At 45.4% G+C, this 17,456-nt stretch carries 16 protein-coding genes; 3 read left to right on the top strand and 13 right to left on the bottom strand.

Annotated features, from left to right (window positions below; translation table 11 throughout):
* Positions 1-29: 29 nt before the first annotated feature.
* The 8 genes from MKY99_RS24205 to hemA form a co-directional block, all read right to left on the bottom strand.
* On the bottom strand, positions 30-965 hold the full coding sequence (locus MKY99_RS24205) for an RluA family pseudouridine synthase (RefSeq protein ID WP_339266737.1): 936 nt from the start codon (positions 963-965) through the stop codon (positions 30-32).
* A complete protein-coding gene (gene hemL / locus MKY99_RS24210; protein WP_339266738.1) occupies positions 962-2,263 on the bottom strand; it encodes a glutamate-1-semialdehyde 2,1-aminomutase in 1,302 nt (433 codons plus the stop codon). The genes MKY99_RS24205 and hemL overlap by 4 nt, the downstream gene beginning before the upstream one ends.
* 42 nt (positions 2,264-2,305) lie before the next feature.
* Positions 2,306-3,304, bottom strand: coding sequence for a porphobilinogen synthase (hemB, locus tag MKY99_RS24215; protein ID WP_042191201.1), 999 nt, complete (start codon positions 3,302-3,304; stop codon positions 2,306-2,308).
* Positions 3,305-3,526: 222 nt separating this feature from the next.
* The gene (gene cobA / locus MKY99_RS24220) at positions 3,527-5,074 is read right to left on the bottom strand and encodes a uroporphyrinogen-III C-methyltransferase (protein ID WP_339266739.1); all 1,548 of its coding nucleotides are present in this window, start codon (positions 5,072-5,074) and stop codon (positions 3,527-3,529) included.
* A 5-nt stretch (positions 5,075-5,079) separates the two neighbouring features.
* Complete coding sequence (gene hemC, locus MKY99_RS24225; RefSeq protein ID WP_339266742.1) at positions 5,080-6,033, bottom strand: hydroxymethylbilane synthase; 954 nt, start codon at positions 6,031-6,033, stop codon at positions 5,080-5,082.
* Between the two features lie 349 nt (positions 6,034-6,382).
* Positions 6,383-7,030 carry an NAD(P)-dependent oxidoreductase gene (locus MKY99_RS24230; RefSeq protein ID WP_339266744.1) on the bottom strand — a complete coding sequence of 216 codons (648 nt, stop codon included), beginning with the start codon at positions 7,028-7,030 and terminating at the stop codon, positions 6,383-6,385.
* A gap of 5 nt (positions 7,031-7,035) precedes the next feature.
* Positions 7,036-7,863, bottom strand: coding sequence for a cytochrome c biogenesis protein CcsA (ccsA, locus tag MKY99_RS24235; protein WP_339271778.1), 828 nt, complete (start codon positions 7,861-7,863; stop codon positions 7,036-7,038).
* A 5-nt stretch (positions 7,864-7,868) separates the two neighbouring features.
* Entirely contained in the window at positions 7,869-9,266 is a 1,398-nt protein-coding gene (gene hemA, locus MKY99_RS24240) for a glutamyl-tRNA reductase (protein WP_076286482.1), read from the bottom strand.
* A 285-nt stretch (positions 9,267-9,551) separates the two neighbouring features.
* Here hemA and MKY99_RS24245 point away from each other — a divergent pair, with 285 nt between their 5' ends.
* From MKY99_RS24245 to MKY99_RS24255, 3 genes are all read left to right on the top strand, one after another.
* Positions 9,552-10,058: a hypothetical protein gene (locus MKY99_RS24245; RefSeq protein WP_339266746.1), complete on the top strand. Its 507-nt coding sequence runs from the start codon at positions 9,552-9,554 to the stop codon at positions 10,056-10,058.
* 499 nt (positions 10,059-10,557) lie between these two features.
* Positions 10,558-11,175, top strand: a complete 618-nt coding sequence (locus MKY99_RS24250; protein ID WP_339266748.1) for an acyltransferase — start codon at positions 10,558-10,560, stop codon at positions 11,173-11,175.
* 126 nt (positions 11,176-11,301) lie between these two features.
* Complete coding sequence (locus MKY99_RS24255; RefSeq protein WP_339266750.1) at positions 11,302-12,366, top strand: acyltransferase; 1,065 nt, start codon at positions 11,302-11,304, stop codon at positions 12,364-12,366.
* A 456-nt stretch (positions 12,367-12,822) separates the two neighbouring features.
* Here MKY99_RS24255 and MKY99_RS24260 read toward each other — a convergent pair whose 3' ends face one another.
* The 5 genes from MKY99_RS24260 to MKY99_RS24280 are packed head-to-tail and all read right to left on the bottom strand — an operon-like array spanning position 12,823 to position 17,447.
* On the bottom strand, positions 12,823-13,467 hold the full coding sequence (locus MKY99_RS24260; RefSeq protein ID WP_339266752.1) for a YdcF family protein: 645 nt from the start codon (positions 13,465-13,467) through the stop codon (positions 12,823-12,825).
* A gap of 3 nt (positions 13,468-13,470) precedes the next feature.
* The gene (rfbB, locus tag MKY99_RS24265; protein WP_339266754.1) at positions 13,471-14,466 is read right to left on the bottom strand and encodes a dTDP-glucose 4,6-dehydratase; all 996 of its coding nucleotides are present in this window, start codon (positions 14,464-14,466) and stop codon (positions 13,471-13,473) included.
* A gap of 41 nt (positions 14,467-14,507) precedes the next feature.
* Positions 14,508-15,068 (bottom strand): dTDP-4-dehydrorhamnose 3,5-epimerase, encoded by a 561-nt coding sequence (gene rfbC, locus MKY99_RS24270; protein ID WP_339266756.1) that lies wholly within the window; start codon positions 15,066-15,068, stop codon positions 14,508-14,510.
* Positions 15,069-15,088: 20 nt separating this feature from the next.
* Entirely contained in the window at positions 15,089-15,967 is an 879-nt protein-coding gene (gene rfbA, locus MKY99_RS24275) for a glucose-1-phosphate thymidylyltransferase RfbA (RefSeq protein ID WP_339266758.1), read from the bottom strand.
* A gap of 31 nt (positions 15,968-15,998) precedes the next feature.
* A complete protein-coding gene (locus tag MKY99_RS24280) occupies positions 15,999-17,447 on the bottom strand; it encodes a flippase (protein ID WP_339266760.1) in 1,449 nt (482 codons plus the stop codon).
* Positions 17,448-17,456: the final 9 nt, after the last annotated feature.

Raw genomic sequence — 17,456 nt, forward strand, 5'->3', positions numbered from 1 at the left:
CCACGATTCTCAGGTTTATAACGTAGCCGTCAAGGCGCTTCAGACAGCAGCTCCCGCAGCTGAAGCATATCCTCCGGCCACGGATCGCTTACTTCCAGTTGTTCACCGCTCCAAGGGTGGCGGAAAGACAGCAGCTCGCCATGGAGCGCATGTCGGCCACTAGCGCTGGAAGCCCAAACCGGGCCGCCATATAGCGCATCCCCATACAAGGGATGACCCATATGGCTGAGATGGACGCGAATCTGATGCGTCCTTCCGGTCTCCAGCTGCACATGCACCAGGCTCCCGCCATGCAGTGCTTCGCGTCCGAGGATTCGAGTCACGGCGGACTGTCCGCCGGGTGAGACTCTTCTCCGCGCCGCATGATGACGATCGCGCCCAATCGGCGCGTCGATCACTTTAAGCGTAGGCGGCACTGTGCCTTCGACGATCGCGGCGTAGAGCCGCGAGATGCTTTTTTCACGCATATTCTCGTCTAGGACAAGCTGAGCGAATTCATTCTTCGCGTACATCACCGGACCTGTTGTATCCTTGTCCAGTCGGTGAATATGCCTTACAGCTGCACTAACACCGGTAGCGACATAATGCGCAGCTACAAGGTGATCCAGCGTTACACCTAAGCCACTGCCATCCGGATGAACCGCCATACCTGCTGGCTTGTGGGCAACCAAGCAAAAATCATCCTCATACAACACTTCAAGCTCTTCCCATACCGGTTCAATGCCGGCTTCACGATCCAGAAAAAGTGCCAGTCGCAGTCGATCTCCCTTCCACTGAATGCCCCCCTCGCGGCGCAGACGCAGATGAAGCTTCTCAGGCACACCTACAGTTTCCAGCAGCCACTTATCAATTGCAGCTTCAGAATCCTCGGCTCCTGTAATGATTTTGCCGGGTGTTACTTCCAGCCACTCCCCACGTCTAGTCCAAGCTCCACCACCGGTTCGTTCTCCGGCTCCAATACTCAAAGGGCCTTCAGGGCATTATAGTGGCCCTCAATGGTATCATCAATATCCTGCTCACTATGCGCAGCCGACACGAACATGCCTTCAAACTGTGAAGGTGGCACGCTAATGCCTTGGCTCAGCATATGACCAAAATAACGACGGAATAGATCCGTGTTGCTAGTCTTGGCCGTTTCAAAATTAGTTACTGGTCCTTCCGTGAAGAACGGACAGACCATCGAGCCCACACGGTTAATTGTCAGCGGAACACCGGTCTCGATTGCATTCTTTTTCAAGCCTGCTTCCAGACGCGCCCCTAATTGCTCCAGACGATCATATACTTCCGGTGTCAGCAGCTTCAGTGTAGTGAGTCCTGCCGCCATCGCTAATGGATTACCGCTAAGTGTGCCAGCCTGATAGATCGGTCCCGTAGGAGCGATTTGCTCCATGATCTCTCTTTTGCCGCCATAAGCGCCTACTGGAAGTCCTCCACCGATGACTTTGCCGAAGCAGGTAATATCCGGAGTAATGTTGAACAAGCCTTGAGCACAGCCACGATTGACACGGAAGCCTGTCATTACCTCATCAAAGATAAGCAAAGATCCATTGTCTGAAGTTAACTTGCGAAGCCCTTCCAGAAATCCCGGAAGTGGTGGTACAACACCCATGTTGCCGGCAATCGGCTCTACGATCACTGCGGCAATCTCACTGCCAAAACGTTCGAAAGCAATCTGAGTGGACTCCAAATCATTGTATGGAACTGTAATTGTATTTACTGCCACACCTTCGGGAACACCTGGGCTGTCCGGCAAACCTAATGTGGCTACACCGGAACCCGCTTTAATAAGCAGACTATCTGCGTGACCATGATAGGATCCTTCGAACTTCAAAATTTTACTGCGTCCTGTATAACCACGTGCCAAACGAATCGCACTCATCGTCGCTTCCGTTCCGGAGTTAACCATACGTACGATATCTACAGAGGCTACACGTTCGACAACCATTTTTGCCATTTCAGTTTCAAGTAAAGTAGGTGCACCAAAGCTTGTCCCTTTTACCGCCGTCTCCTGCAATGCCTTTACAACCTCAGGATGCGCATGACCCATAATCAGCGGTCCCCATGAGCATACATAGTCGATAAAGCTGTTGCCGTCGATATCAAAAATACGCGAACCTATCCCATGATCCACATAAATCGGAGTCAGACCTACGGATTTAAACGCCCGTACAGGGCTGTTCACCCCACCGGGAATATATTGTTTTGCTTCATCAAAAGCCTTGCGGGACGCTTCCTCTTTACGCGCCATTGGCTCATTACTCATCTATCTTCACTCCTATTCTGTTCTTGGTCACACAGGTATAGATTAACCACGCAGCCAGCGCGCAGCATCTTTTGCGAAATAAGTAATAATAATATCCGCTCCGGCGCGTTTCATGCCAGTCAGCATTTCCAGCACAACGGCTTGCTCGTCAATCCAGCCTTGCAGCGCTGCTGCTTTTACCATGGAATATTCGCCACTCACATTGTAAGCCACAAGAGGCAAATCAAACTGGTCGCGGATCGTACGAATCACATCCAAGTAAGCCAGAGCCGGCTTCACCATTAACATATCTGCACCTTCAAGCACATCGGACTCTGCTTCACGGAGCGCTTCGCGCAGATTGGCAGGGTCCATTTGATACGTTTTGCGATTTCCGAACTGTGGCGCTGAATCCGCAGCTTCGCGGAAAGGGCCATAAAATGCCGAAGCATATTTGACCGAATACGACATAATCGGCACATGTTCAAAGCCATTCTCATCTAGTCCCGCACGAATCGCATGTACGAATCCATCCATCATATTCGAAGGGGCAATTATATCTGCTCCAGCTTTAGCTTGAGATACCGCCGTACGGGTCAAAAGCTCTAGCGATGCATCGTTGATGACATCACCGTGTACCACACCATTTACCGTATGCGTATGCACCATCCCGCAATGTCCGTGATCCGTAAATTCACAAAGGCAGGTATCTGCAACGACCAACAGCTCAGGGTACCACTGCTTGATCAAGCGAGTAGCCTCTTGCACAATTCCATCCTCTGCGAAACCGGAAGAACCGATTGCATCCTTCGTTTCAGGAATCCCGAATAACAGTACAGCCGGAATGCCTAGTGCGGCAATCTCGTCCACTTCAGCTTTTAAAGTATCCAGCGAAAAATGGTACACGCCCGGCATCGAGCTAATCTCATTCTTCACACCTGTTCCATAAGTCACAAATATAGGCTGTACAAAATCCAGCACATTCAGTACGGTCTCCCGCACCATACCGCGAATTCCAGCAGAACCGCGTAGACGACGGTGACGTGTAATTGGAAAGCTCATTTGTTCATCCTCCTGAAAATAAAATATATAGACACAACGGACATTTATAGTTTGCCCGTCTAACTGCCAGTTAGTTAACAATCTGATTTCATTGCAGAATGTGCAATAGAAAAGACTTAGAATTGAAATTGATTCTAAATTTAAGAGATTCTATTGTACAAACTACAACCAGTCTAAGGTTACTTATATTAATATGGCTATTGCTCACCTATCTCTATGAAACTACTTGAGCCTAGTCTCCGCATTCCAGCGACAGAGCTCCTGCACCAGACTATTAATAGTTGCTTCTTCAGGTAGCAGTCCCGGGGTAAGCCCCGCTTCCACGGCAGTCTGCTCAGTTAATGGCCCGATGCAGGCTATTTTCACGTTAGCTAGCAATGGGAGTGGATCTTCGAGCCCCATTCTTTTAAGAATGTGGATGAAATTGCGCACCGTTGAAGAACTAGTAAAAGTCACCGCGTGAACGCGCCCCTCCTCCAGCAGCTTCAGCAGCTCGTCGTCATCCTCACCCGTCACAACCGTCTCATAGGTATCGACGTCTGTGACTTGAAGGCCAAGCTCTCTCAGCTTGTCCGGCAGCCAGTCGCGCCCCAGATCGCCGCGCGGCAACAGCACGTTCTGCCCCGGCAGCAGCTGGGGACCGAACTTCTCAATCAGACCTTCCGCCTGAAACTTTGCCGGAAGTTCCTCAGCAATCACCCCGCGCTGCGCCAGCGCGGCTGCTGTACCCGGCCCTACCGCTGCAATTCTTGCGCGGTGAAGCTCCCGAATGTCCGCCCCCTGCTCCGCCAAGTGGCGCCAAAAAAACTCCACGCCGTTCGGGCTAGTGAAGAATACCCAGTCGTACGATTCCAGCGCGCCAAACGCCGCTGCAATCTTCTCCTTCTTCTCTGCGCCTTCCGGCATGATCGTCTCGATCACCGGGAACTCGTAGGGTTCCCCGCCGAGTTCCTCAATCATATCCACCAGCTCGCTCGCTTGGCTCCGAGCCCGTGTCACCACGATGCGTTTGCCGAACAACGGCATCGCCTCGGCCCACTTCAGCTGCTCACGCTGCAGCACCACGTCGCCAACGACAATGACGGCCGGCGGCTGAAAATCCGCAGCCTTCACCTTCGCCTCAATATCGGCGAGGGTTCCCGTCAGCGTCTCCTGATCTGCGCGGGTACCCCAGCGCACCAGCGCCACTGGTGTTTCTGGCGGACGCCCATGCTTGATCAGCTGGGCGCTGATATATCCTATTTTAGCTACGCCCATCAGGAACACTAACGTCCCCGTGGCATTCGTTACTTTATCCCAATGAATGGAATGATCCAGTTTATCTGGACTCTCATGTCCGGTGATAATCGACAGGGAAGAAGCATGATCGCGGTGCGTGACAGGTATACCCGCATAAGCAGGTACGCTGATCGCCGACGTGATACCCGGTACGATTTCGTAATAGATCCCATTTTTGCGCAGCAGCTCCGCTTCTTCACCTACGCGGCCAAAAATCGTAGGATCTCCACCCTTCAGCCGCACCACTGTTTTCCCCTGTAAAGCCAGATCAACTAACAATTGATTAATCTCTTCCTGCTTCATCGTGTGGCGATCCGGCAGCTTGCCAACATAAATCTTCTCGCCGCCGGGCTTCATGCATTTCAGCAATCTAGGACTTGCCAGCCGATCGTACACCAGCACGTCGCTTTTTCGAATACACTCGAGGCCTTTTACAGTAATCAGCTTTGCGTCCCCGGGACCTGCACCTACCAAATAAACCTTCCCCGTCAATCCCCTCATCCCCTAACGTCTGACAGTATCTTCTCCGCTCCTCTTGCGATCAGCTTCTTAGCGACTTCTTCGCCGAGCTGTACCGGGTCTACCCCAGTGCAAGTTTCTTTCAAAATCGTTGAACCGTCAGGTGTTCCCACCATTCCGGTTAAGGAGATTATTTTGTGCTCCGCGGTAGTGGCTTCCGCGGCTGCGTCAAGCACAGCATAAGCGCCAATTGGCACTTGGCAGCCGCCGTTCAGCGCGCCAAGGAACGTGCGCTCCGCCGCCACCGTCAACGCTGTATCGGCGTCGTTGTATAACGCCAGCAGCTTCCGCAGGTCGGCGTCATCTGCGCGGCACTCGATGCCGAGTGCACCCTGCCCTACAGCGGGCAGGCAAACTTCCGGCGGCAGGTAGGCGCTCACGCGATCCTGCCAGCCCATGCGTGACAGCCCCGCTGCTGCAAGCAGGATCGCGTCGTATTCGCCGCTCTCCAGCTTGCCCAGCCGCGAGTCAATGTTGCCGCGCACGGGCTCAATGACCAGATCAGGCCGTAGCGCAGCTAGCTGGCTGGAACGGCGTAGGCTGCTTGTGCCTACGCGTGCGCCCTGAGGCAACTCGTCCAGCGAGACGCCTCCGTTAGAGATCAGTGCATCGCGCGGATCGACGCGCTTCGGCACAGCACCGTTGATCAGCCCCTCCGGCAGCTCGGAGGGCATGTCCTTCATGCTGTGCACCGCCATGTCGATTTCCTTTTCCAGCATGGCCTGCTCGATTTCCTTCACGAACAACCCTTTGCCGCCTACCTTGGACAAGGTGACATCTAGGATGCGGTCCCCTTTGGTAACAATCTTTTTCACTTCAAAAGTGAATCCAAAACCATGCTCCTCGCTCAGTCGCTCCAGATCCGCAATCACGTGCCCTGTTTGCGTCAACGCAAGCGCACTCTGTCTACTCCCCACAATAATCTTACGCATTGTCCATTCCTCCTGATTACGTCTGCCTCTTACTCTTCACCGTAGACCGTATATAGTAATCTAAACTAACCAAAAGCTACTCCGCACTATTAAAAGGGCATTTGTGCCCTTTATTTAGCTCCTTCGTCGGTTATAGCTCAATTTAGGGGTATTTCTGCCCCTCTTTTGGCTGATATGAGCGTTTTAGTGCAAATCAGGGGTATTTATACCCTTCATTTATCTCTTTTGACGACTATTACTCAATTAAGGGGTATTTTTGCCCCTCTTTCGACCATTTCAGCCACTTCAGCCGTACTCATATCATTAATCTAACCTAATTTTGTAATCTTCACAGTGTCCACGCGCACTTTTACTCCGCCCGATGATCAGCAATCCAAGCATCCATATCCTCCGGGCTCCACGCGATAAAGCTACCGTTTCTCATCTCATTCAACACATCGAGCGCCCCAAGCTTCCGCAAAAGCCTTCCACGAACTTCAGCAGAAGATTCTGTTTCCTTAATCCTGGTTCGCATGGTATGTACAAAATCCAAATATGGCTCATACGCCGCATCCAGCGCCTCTTCAAGCACACTTTTAATCTTCGCAGCCACAAGCGGACCAGCACCCGAAGTAGATACAGCTACCGTCAAACGACCCCTCCGTACAACTCCGGGCGTAATAAAATCCCCCGCTTCCGCATGGCTAGCCACATTCACATGAATGCCAAGTCGCCTAGACTCCTGTGCAACCTCTTCATTAACCGTTCTATCGTTAGTGGCTGCATATACGAGAAAGGCCCCACGGAGATCTCCGGGAGCATAAGGGCGGTCTTGCCAGGTCATGAGACCCTTTTTCACTAGAGAGGCAAGCGTATCTGTCAAAGAGGGACTAATCATCTTAATCACCGCTCCAGCTTCCAGCAGCCCACTCACCTTCCGTTCAGCCACGGCACCACCGCCAATAACCACAACCTGTTGCTTTTCACAATCCAGCATTATGGGCAAATACCGAGTCATGCTCTTCACTCCCCGCTCCAACCGTGAAAACCAGATAAAGAATTCAACAAAAAATTCAAGATAGTAAAAGCATATCCTAAAATCGCCCAGCGAGCCATACTTACTCCACTTTTCCGCCTGGATTTCTTAAAGATAATATAAAATATGTAAATTCCAAGGCCAATAAGTGTCGTTAGTACTTTTAAATCCTTCAATAATAGCGTCCGTCCCTCAGAAACAATAGATAAGCTAGCCACCACCAGAGAGATTGCCAACAAAGGAGTCCCCACCAGAATAGCGGTGTAAGAATATTTATCTGTAGTCTCTAAGTTCGGTAAACGACGAATTCGGTCACTCCATTGCTTGCTTTTGAGTCTGGTGTGCAGGAATAAGTACAATATTGCAAATACCGTCCCAAGTGTCAGTGCAGCAAAGCTCAAATTGGCCAAAATCACATGCATTGTCAACCAGCCATACACCGAGCTCCAAGTCTCAAGCGTATGTCCCCCCGCCGTCAGCCACACCCGATTTAGGAGAAAAACACAGAATCCAGCCACACTAAGCAGCAGAATCGTAAACTCGCCTCCACGTGTAAAAGCCACCGCAAGCGAAGTCAGCACAATACTAAATGCAAACCAGAACAAGAAATCATAAGGTGTGAAAATGGGCAGTCCCTTCTCCTGAGAGAAACGAATCCCCAGTCCTGCAGCTTGCAAAAGACCCACAACAACAAGAAGCCCCGTGCCTAACCGCTTCCCACTCGGGTTGCGATAAAGGCAATCCGAGAAAACAAACAGCAGGCTCAGGGCATATAGCAGCAGAGCGGCATCATATATTCCGTTCAGCAGTTGCATATCACTCACCTACCCAACAGGCCTGCCGGAGCAAGCACCGTCTTAGGCACAGAAAAATCGCCGCTACCGGCAGTACGTTCTGTGGAACTAGACTGCTTAACCGGGGCGGAATCTCCGCCATCTGAATTAGATTCGAGCTGTTCCTGTAGCGCAAAGATTTTGGAGAAATAATCAAGAGCTTCATTCCCCTGCTTGCCACCGGACATCTCTTTAATAACATTGATTGGATCATGCATCATTTGGTTCACAATGCTTTTGGTCAAGCGACGGATCACCTTGCGCTGATGCTCGTCCAGCTCAGGCAGCTTATTGAACAGACTCTCCATCGTTTCCTCATGAATCGCATTCGACTTATCCTGAAGCGCCCGGATTACCGGTCTCACGCCAAGCGTCTTAAGCCACAGCTGGAACTCATCCATTTCCTCACCGATCATCACTTCAATCTTCGCAGCTTCACTCCGACGCATTTCCAGGTTACTCTCCACAATGCCCTCCAGATCGTCAATATCATACAAAAAAACATCTGGCACATTAGCCGCTGCAGGATCAATATCACGGGGTACAGCTATATCAATCATAAAAAGCGGCCGCGAAGGGCGACGCTTCATAGCATTCGCTACCTGATCTGCCGAAAGTACATAGCCGTCAGCTCCCGTTGAGCTGATCACGATATCTACCTCATTAAGAGTTTTTAGCGCATCTTCAATCGTGCTTGGCTTACCCGAGAACTTCTCTGCCAGTTCAATCGCACGCGACAGCGTACGGTTAGCGACAATCACTTCAGCCGCACCACTACTATATAGATGCTTTACAGTGAGCTCACTCATTTTGCCGGCGCCGAGAATCAGAACTCTTTTACCAGTGAACATGCCAAAAATCCGCTTGCCCAGCTCCACTGCCGCATAACTGACAGATACTGCGCTTTCGCCGATTGACGTTTCACTATGTGCTCTTTTGCCGAGTGTCACCGCTTGTTTAAATAACCGATTGAACCAAGTTCCAGTTACACCCTCAGCTTGAGCCGTGAGAAAAGAACTCCGTACCTGTCCCAGGATCTGCGTCTCCCCAATCACCATGGAATCCAGACCGCAGGTCACGCGGAACAAATGCGCAATCGCCTGCTCGTCTTCATATATATACATATGCTGTGCAAATTGCTCGTTTTTCACTCCAAACCACTGCTCCATAAAGCCGCGGAGGAAATACCCTCCCATATGAAGGCGGTCCATGACCACATAAATTTCCGTACGGTTGCAGGTGGCTACTACGACCCCTTCCAGCACACCCTTCGTCTTCATCAGTTGATGAAGCGCTGCCGGAAGATCACTCTCCGCAAAAGCAAACTGTTCCCTAACCTCCACGGGAGCCGTACGATAATTCAGGCCAACGACGACGATGTGCATCGATAGTTCACCATCCTAGTCTCTATTCATTACTGTGTACAGTTATATTAAAGAATATTTTTACATAATATTCACTTTCACAACATCTCAAAACACTGTGTTAAGTATATCACACGAAAATACGACTTTTTACAGATTTTTTGAACGCTTTATGAAATCCAGATAATAATTATTATAAATAAAAAACCGCAGGTTCGCTACGGTTAGGATGGGTTATTTTGTGATTAATTATTAGTTGGTGGAAGTGGGTAGGGAATAGCGATCATCAGCGTAGACAATGGTAAGATGGATAAGAATACTGCTGACATATCGATCCATCAAATTTATAAAAATCTAGGCAAGATCGACCAGACCTTTTTGACTCCCGAGTTGCTTGCGCAGATTGCCGGAACAGCTGGCGTAAATGTAATCACGGCTACCAAAAGCGTGACCGAACCGATGATGGCTATAACCGTTGTCATCGGATCAAAAAGCAAGAACTTATTTAATAAAGCTACTGCGGTGCCAAACTCTTACATTACCGAAACAGGGACAGTCGGCACAGTGGTGGGTTGCTATATTTCCGATTGGATTCCGGTTCTTCCGAACACCACTTACCACAAGAAGGCGTTTAACTCTGCCGCATTCTATGACGCGAGTAAGGTGTTCATTATCCCGATAACCACTGACGGAGTTAGAACGTTTACAACCCCGTCAAACTGCTACTGGGTGCGTTTAACGATTTCGGTGACTGACACTGTAACGATCAATGAGGCGTATCAGTCAGCCGCGGTAGGCATTGGGAATCAGTAGTTAACCATTGAAAATTGTGACATCCTGACGGATACAATCGGTGTGGCTTACACAACAAACACCCGTCCGGCGCTGTTTCACCTGTAAATTTATACCGGGATGCATCAAAAGCTTATCGTGCAAAACTGAAGTATTTGCTGTAACTACGGCAGAGTGCTTTCCATCATAGACAGTAACAACAGCTACCCAGGGGCAACCGGAGAGATAACCGGGATACGACAATCACGTTCTACAATAATATGTTTTGGAGCTATTCAGCAGGCAAAACAAAAGTCATTTATAAGCCGTAGGGACCGCTTGAGGCAGGACGATTTGAAGGGTACATTACGCTAACAGCAGATAGTTACGATAATAACTTAACTGAGCTTAATGCGTAAGTGTATTCTGAGCGCTTCCCTTACTTTCAGAGGATCTGATAATCCTTATTGCTTGTTTAAAGGAAAAACAACAAACCGTATAGAAGAGATTAGTGATATGAAAAAAAGAGGAGTTTTTGAGTGTGATTATATCTTTTAAAAAGAAGACGGCGAGGTTAATGAGGTTAGTGAGAGGAGGGTTCATAAAGTTATTTTTCCGAGAGAGTGGGGAGCGAGTTTTTATAGGAAAAAGGACAACACTAAGATACGGCGCCCACATAAGCATAGGTAATAATGTAACAATTAATGATTATGTTGAATTAAACGTGGAATCAACAAGTGGTGTTATTATGGGGAATAACATCAATATCGGAAAATTTTCAATAATTAAAAGTGATTTTAATGGGCCTAAGACCGGAATGACAATCGGAGATAATTTTGGCTGCGGTGAAAATTGTTACTTTGGCTGTGCTGGAGGAATAAAAATCGGGAACGATGTGATAATGGGTCAGAATGTTCGATTTCACGCTCAGAATCACAACTTTGACCGTATAGATATTCCGATCAGAGAGCAAGGTACTAATCAATTAGGAATTATTATTGAGGATGATTGTTGGATTGGTGCCGGCACTGTAGTTTTAGACGGTGTAACTATAGGTAAAGGTTCGGTAATTGGAGCTAACTCCCTTGTGAATAAAGATGTTGCATCTTACAGTGTTGCAGTTGGGAATCCTGTAAAGGTTGTAAGAAGTCGGATATAGGAGACATTAAGTAACTTCAGTAATTATAAAAATTGTAAACACAAACCTTTTTCTGAAATAGAGCGACATTAAGTTCCAAATTATGATATTCTGATTTAGATAAATTTGGGACTGGAGGATTTTTCGATGAGACTCAATAGTCTTCAATCAATGAGAGGTATCGCAGCACTAACAGTTTTGTTTTTTCATGCAACGCTTCTATTCTCTACACTTGACTATGATTTTTTTAACGGAGTATTTCAACAAGGATATGCCGGTGTTGACCTGTTCTTTGTTATAAGTGGTTTCGTTATTTATTACATTCACAAAATAGATATAGGTGTTTCTAAAAAAGGCAAAGCATTCTTTGTTAAACGATTCTTAAGGGTTTATCCAATTTACTGGCTGATATTAGTATTCCTCATTCCTGTTTATTTCTTGATTCCATCATTTGGTGACGAAGAAACACGAAATGTCGGAAATTTGATTAAATCCGTTTTGTTGATTCCACAACCACCAGAGCATATGCCATTAACTGTTGCGTGGACACTCAGCCATGAAATTCTGTTCTATTTGATGTTTGGATCACTAATAATTCTAAAAAAGCGGGCATCTTACCCTATTATAATTGCATGGTTATTCGCTACGCTCATTCTCTTCTTAGTTGATTTTGCAGATGGAGTTTCGTTTAACTATTGGCTTGATTTTTTATTTAACGCATTTAATTTGGAGTTTTTAGGTGGTCTCTTTGCCGCTCATCTGATTTTGAATAACAAAAATAAATACGGAATGTACTTCATTATTATTGGACTTGTTTATTTCATATTATCATGGGGCAACGATTATTATGGGTTCTTAAGAATTAATAGAGTGATTTCTTACGGTATTCCTTCATTTCTATTGATTTACGGGATGGTTTCCTATGAGGTATTGAAAAAGATTAGAATACCTAAAGTTTTTGTTTTTTTAGGAGATGCTTCTTATTCAATTTACCTGATTCATTATCCGCTACTCTCAGTGTTGAATAAAATCTTTTTAAAATTGAATATCTACACTACATTAGGATATTTAGCAGCTACGTTATTGGTGATACTCTTAACTATAATTATTAGTTGTGTATTCCATACGATTATAGAAAAACCTCTACTGAATGTCTTGAACAGACATGTAAAAAAAAGGAATGCGAAAGTTAACAACGGTGTGGTCGTTTAATAGTTTATAGGATCATACTGTCCAGCAGTAAATAACTAAAAATAGTACCGACTAGGAAAGGACCTCAAGCCCCTACCTATCATTTCCAGTTTGATACGATAAAGAGCAAGGGTCACATAATGAACGAAGTGTCGCACTTAGCTTGTGAAAGTGTCAAATAAAAAAACGTAGGGGCACTACTATTAGATGGGTTGGTTTGAAAGTTTATACGATCTGTCATTATTCAATGGTTTAAAATTCCTCGGGTTTCTCAACTTTATTGAAGCTACTTCACCGCATCTTTTACAAAATGTAAATATAAGTGGTAAGGCAAAGGAGAGTGTTTACCAATCTGCATGAAGTTAGCATATCCGCTGTTTATTTCACCTTTAGTGAATGTAGTACCCCCACAAGATTCACAAACTTTGTAAATGAGATGACAATAATATCATAAGTAGTTTTATCGAAAATACATCATTAGCGAAACCAGTGTTTGATCTGTTCCAAAGCACTCTTAGCTTCCGGGCCATCATAGCCAAAGGCATTGCCAATCATCTTAGTATACTCGTTAAAGGTTGTCTCCCTGCTATACCGGTCACTCCACCATTCCTTGGTGTTATAGCCGGAGTCAGAACTTATATAGGTCAATTCAACACCAGACTTCTTATAGACATGATCGAATATCAATTTCACCCGCCGCATATGAAAGTCAGAAGAGACCACAATTACGGAAGCGAAACCATTCTTCTTCATAATAGGGAGCGTAAACTCAGCGTTCTGGTAGGTGCTTTGAGCAGCGTCTTCAGTAAGGATGGCCTTTTCCGGGATTCCGAGGGCGAGGGCAGTTTGTTGCAAGTCGCCTGAAGGACCTGTTACTTCTGAAGCCTTGGATAGAAGGATGTACGGAGCGAAGCCTTCCTTAAAAAGTTCCGCAGCCTTCTCAACACGACCTCCCCCGCCGCTGAGTACCATAATGACATCGGCCTGCTTGGGAAATTCGGACAGGGGGAGAAACCGCCCCACACACAGGAACAACAAGACCATTAGCAGGACAGGCAAGTACAGAAAGAATATTCTCTTTCTACACTTGCCCATCTTTTTACTGGTTAATGTTCTGGTCATAAGTTACTTCCTGTACTCGCCGCTAAGAATTTGTTCCCACCATTCAGCATTCTCCGTATACCACTGAATCGTCTGAGCGATTCCTGTCTCAAAGGTATAGGTGGGCTTCCAACCCAGCCTCTCCAGCTTAGCGGGATCAATAGCATAACGTTTATCATGACCCAGCCGATCTGCAACGAATTCAATCAATTCCTCAGACTTACCTAAGGTATGAATAATAGTCTTCACTACTTCGAGATTAGTGCGCTCATTATGACCGCCTACGTTGTATACTTCACCACTTACACCTTCGTGCAATACGAGATCAATAGCAGCACAATGATCCCAGACATGCAGCCAATCCCGAATGTTGGCACCATCCCCATAGACAGGAACCTTCTGTTCATTCAAGACCTTCGAGATCGTAAGCGGGATCAGCTTCTCAGGGAAATGATAAGGGCCGTAATTATTAGAGCAGCGGGTAATGTTCATTGGCAAGCCGAATGTTTCATAATACGCGCGAACCAACAAATCAGACGATGCCTTACTGGCACTATAAGGACTATTAGGTTGCAGAGGCGTCTCCTCAGTGAAGAATACCGATGGATCGAATTCCAGTTCACCGTACACTTCATCTGTGGACACATGAACAAATTTCGCTACTCCAACTACCCGTGAAGCATCAAGCAGCACCTGGGTTCCCATTACGTTCGTCAGGACAAATATGGCCGGATCTGTAATCGAGCGGTCCACATGACTCTCTGCTGCGAAATGTACAACATAATCAAAGCGTTCTTGTTCAAAAAGCAACATAATCGCATCACGGTCAGCAATATCCGCCTGGATGAACCGATAGTTATCTCTATCTTCAATCTGCTTGTGCTTGGTTAAATCACCGGCATAGGTTAACAGATCCAGGTTATAGACATCATAATCGGAGTATTTATCCACAATGTATTGCACAAAGTTCCCGCCAATGAAACCGGCACCTCCGGTAATCAGCAATTTCTTTCTACTCATGAGTTACACCTCAGAATTATTCGATTTAGTATCTATCTGCTTCAGTTATTATAGGTAAAGTTCAGAACAGCATCATTCAACACAGGAGCCTTCTCGTCTTTGCCAGATAGAACTGGAGTAACATGTAACGGCCACTCTATTCCAATGAAAGGATCATTCCAAAGAATGCCACCATCACATTCCGGAGTATACAATTCATCACATTTATACTGAACTTCAACGTCCTCTGTCAGAGTCATGAATCCATGGGCGAACCCTTTGGGAATCAGCAGCTGCTTCTTATTCTCGGCACTCAGTTCAATTCCAAACCACTTGCTGTACGTAGGACTGCCTTGTCTGACATCCACTGCCACATCGAATATGACTCCACGTGTGCAGCGGACAAGCTTAGTCTGAGCTTTAGGATTCAGCTGATAATGTAGTCCCCGCAAAGTCCCTTGGGTAGCAGAATACGATTGATTATCTTGTACAAAAGAAATATCAAGGCCCTGCTCTCTAAATTTCGCATCACTGAACGTCTCCATAAACCATCCCCGGTGATCGCCAAACACCGCAGGTTCCACTACAAATACCCCAGGGAGCACTGTTTCAGTTAACTTCATATCTTCCACACCTTTACTGCTTAATATTGAATCTTCCCAGTAGCTACCTTAATCAGGTATTGACCGTAGCCTGTCTTGCATAACTTCTGCCCACAGCTTAACAGGTGTTCCTTCGTGATCCACCCATTGATGTATGCAATCTCTTCAAGAGCGGCAATTTTAATTCCTTGATGGTCTTCAATCGTCCGGACAAAGTTAGTAGCATCCACCAGGCTCTGATGAGTTCCGGTATCTAACCATGTGAACCCTCGTCCCAGGAGTTCAACGTCCAACTCACCTATTTTAAGATAGGCTTCATTAATGGAAGTAATCTCAAGTTCGCCTCTAGAGGAAGGCTGCACATTCTTGGCAATCTCCACAACACGGTTATCATAGAAGTAGAGACCAGTGATAGCATAATTAGACTTAGGCTGTGCCGGCTTCTCTTCCACACTTAACACTTTACCTTCGTCGTTAAATTCGACCACACCGAAACGCTCCGGATCTTGTACATGATAACCGAACACTGTCGCGCCTTGAGCTTTGTCGGAAGCACGCTGGAGCATTTTACGAATCCCATTTCCGTAGTAAATATTATCTCCAAGAATCATAGCTACAGAGTCATCACCAATAAACGCTTCACCCAAAATAAAAGCCTGAGCTAAACCTTCAGGACTTGGTTGGACTATGTATTGAAGAGAAATGCCGAATTGAGAGCCGTCGCCAAATAGGCTCTCAAATCTTGGTGTATCTTCCGGAGTAGATATGATTAGGATATCCCTAATTCCAGCTAACATAAGAGTGGATAAAGGGTAATAGATCATGGGCTTGTCGTAAACGGGTAGAAGTTGTTTACTGGTTACCATCGTTAATGGGTAGAGGCGGGTTCCAGAGCCGCCGGCTAGGATAATGCCTTTCAAAATGAATCCCCCTTATTTAAATTTAAAAAGCTTAGTTTCTAAATTTATGAACTAATTGATTAAATAAATGCATTGTAATTTTCTCTCTAATTAAATATAAAACTGAGAAATAAAATATTCCGCCTAGTAGAATTCCGACTGCGAAAGACACAAAAAGATTATCAATTAGACTACGAACTATAATCATTACAACTCCCATAAGAATGGATACAATCAAATATGAGATTGCGGATTTATTCACAAAATTTATTTCGCTATACTTTAGTTTATTCTTCGCAATATAAAATCTAATACTCACAGCCATAAATTCAGATAGCACCTGTACAATCCCAGCACCTAATATACCAATTCTAGGAATAAGCAATATATTTAAAGTTAAACTAAACAAACTGGTTATTATAGCGATATATAATCCAATTCTCTCTTTACCTGAAGCCACAAATACTTGATACTGAAGGTACCCTGATAATGGTGAACAAACAATGGTTATAGACATTATCTGTAACAATGTTCCTGCTTCTAAAAACTCACTTCCTCCTAAAATATACATAATATTAGAAGCCAGGCACATAAAACTTACAGTAATAGGTATTGTAATCCACAATATATAATTCGGTATTTCTGATAACAAATATCTGAATTTACTTTCATCATTCGCTTTATAATACGATGCCCTAGGTAAAGTAACATTAGAAATTGCGGTGGAAATAGCAACAGCCATATTTACAAGTGTCCTACTCCTATTCATAAATGCTACTGCTTTTGTATCAAAGTATAAACCAAGGAGTACTTGATCCATATTTGTATAGATACTCACAATTAATGTATGGAAGAAAAAAACACTCAATTTCTTAAAATGTCTAAATGGGTTTATACCCCTATATTTCATCCTAACGCTTTTTCTGCTGTATATATAGTTTAAAACACCACTTAAACTTGTTGCAAAAACGCTTATAAGACCATATAAAACATAATGATCTGGCTTCTTCACAAATAGGAAGATACAAACCAAAGAAATTGTTTTAAAAATAGCACTTCTAATTGTTATATACCTATATTCTTCTATCCCTTGAAAATACCAATCTATAGCAAACATATTTAATAAAATACTCAATGCCATGATTAAATATAAATGTAGTTCATCATAGAATGTTGAAATATTGAAGATCGCAAAAAAGTAAATTACAACAACTACGAAAGATAAAATAGCATTTATAATTACAAGTTCAGAAAAAATACTACTAAGTTTTTCTTTATCATCTCTGGCCTTAGCTATCTCCCTTACGCCATATGTAGCAGTACCATATGTAGCAAACAAAACAAACCAGCTAACAATAGTTGCAGCAAAATTAACTTGTCCTAAATTGGATGCCCCCAGCACTCTAGAAACATAAGGTGCTGTTATTAAAGGGAACAGTAAATTTAATCCAGTGTATACAAAATTAAAAAACACATTATAAATTAGTGACTTTTGTTTCATTTCCTATAT

The sequence above is a fragment of the Paenibacillus sp. FSL R5-0470 genome, assembly GCF_037975205.1.
GTDB lineage: Bacteria > Bacillota > Bacilli > Paenibacillales > Paenibacillaceae > Paenibacillus_AQ.

What these genes read in the sequence shown, in the direction of transcription:
- hemA (WP_076286482.1), bottom strand. Translation starts at nt 9,266, where the DNA reads ATGCACATCGTCGTCGTTGGCCTGAATTATCGTACGGCTCCCGTGGAG.
- hemC (WP_339266742.1), bottom strand. Translation starts at nt 6,033, where the DNA reads ATGCGTAAGATTATTGTGGGGAGTAGACAGAGTGCGCTTGCGTTGACG.
- MKY99_RS24255 (WP_339266750.1), top strand. Translation starts at nt 11,302, where the DNA reads ATGAGACTCAATAGTCTTCAATCAATGAGAGGTATCGCAGCACTAACA.
- rfbC (WP_339266756.1), bottom strand. Translation starts at nt 15,068, where the DNA reads ATGAAGTTAACTGAAACAGTGCTCCCTGGGGTATTTGTAGTGGAACCT.
- MKY99_RS24245 (WP_339266746.1), top strand. Translation starts at nt 9,552, where the DNA reads ATGGATAAGAATACTGCTGACATATCGATCCATCAAATTTATAAAAAT.
- MKY99_RS24260 (WP_339266752.1), bottom strand. Translation starts at nt 13,467, where the DNA reads ATGACCAGAACATTAACCAGTAAAAAGATGGGCAAGTGTAGAAAGAGA.
- rfbB (WP_339266754.1), bottom strand. Translation starts at nt 14,466, where the DNA reads ATGAGTAGAAAGAAATTGCTGATTACCGGAGGTGCCGGTTTCATTGGC.
- ccsA (WP_339271778.1), bottom strand. Translation starts at nt 7,863, where the DNA reads ATGCAACTGCTGAACGGAATATATGATGCCGCTCTGCTGCTATATGCC.
- hemB (WP_042191201.1), bottom strand. Translation starts at nt 3,304, where the DNA reads ATGAGCTTTCCAATTACACGTCACCGTCGTCTACGCGGTTCTGCTGGA.
- hemL (WP_339266738.1), bottom strand. Translation starts at nt 2,263, where the DNA reads ATGAGTAATGAGCCAATGGCGCGTAAAGAGGAAGCGTCCCGCAAGGCT.
- MKY99_RS24280 (WP_339266760.1), bottom strand. Translation starts at nt 17,447, where the DNA reads ATGAAACAAAAGTCACTAATTTATAATGTGTTTTTTAATTTTGTATAC.
- MKY99_RS24230 (WP_339266744.1), bottom strand. Translation starts at nt 7,030, where the DNA reads ATGACTCGGTATTTGCCCATAATGCTGGATTGTGAAAAGCAACAGGTT.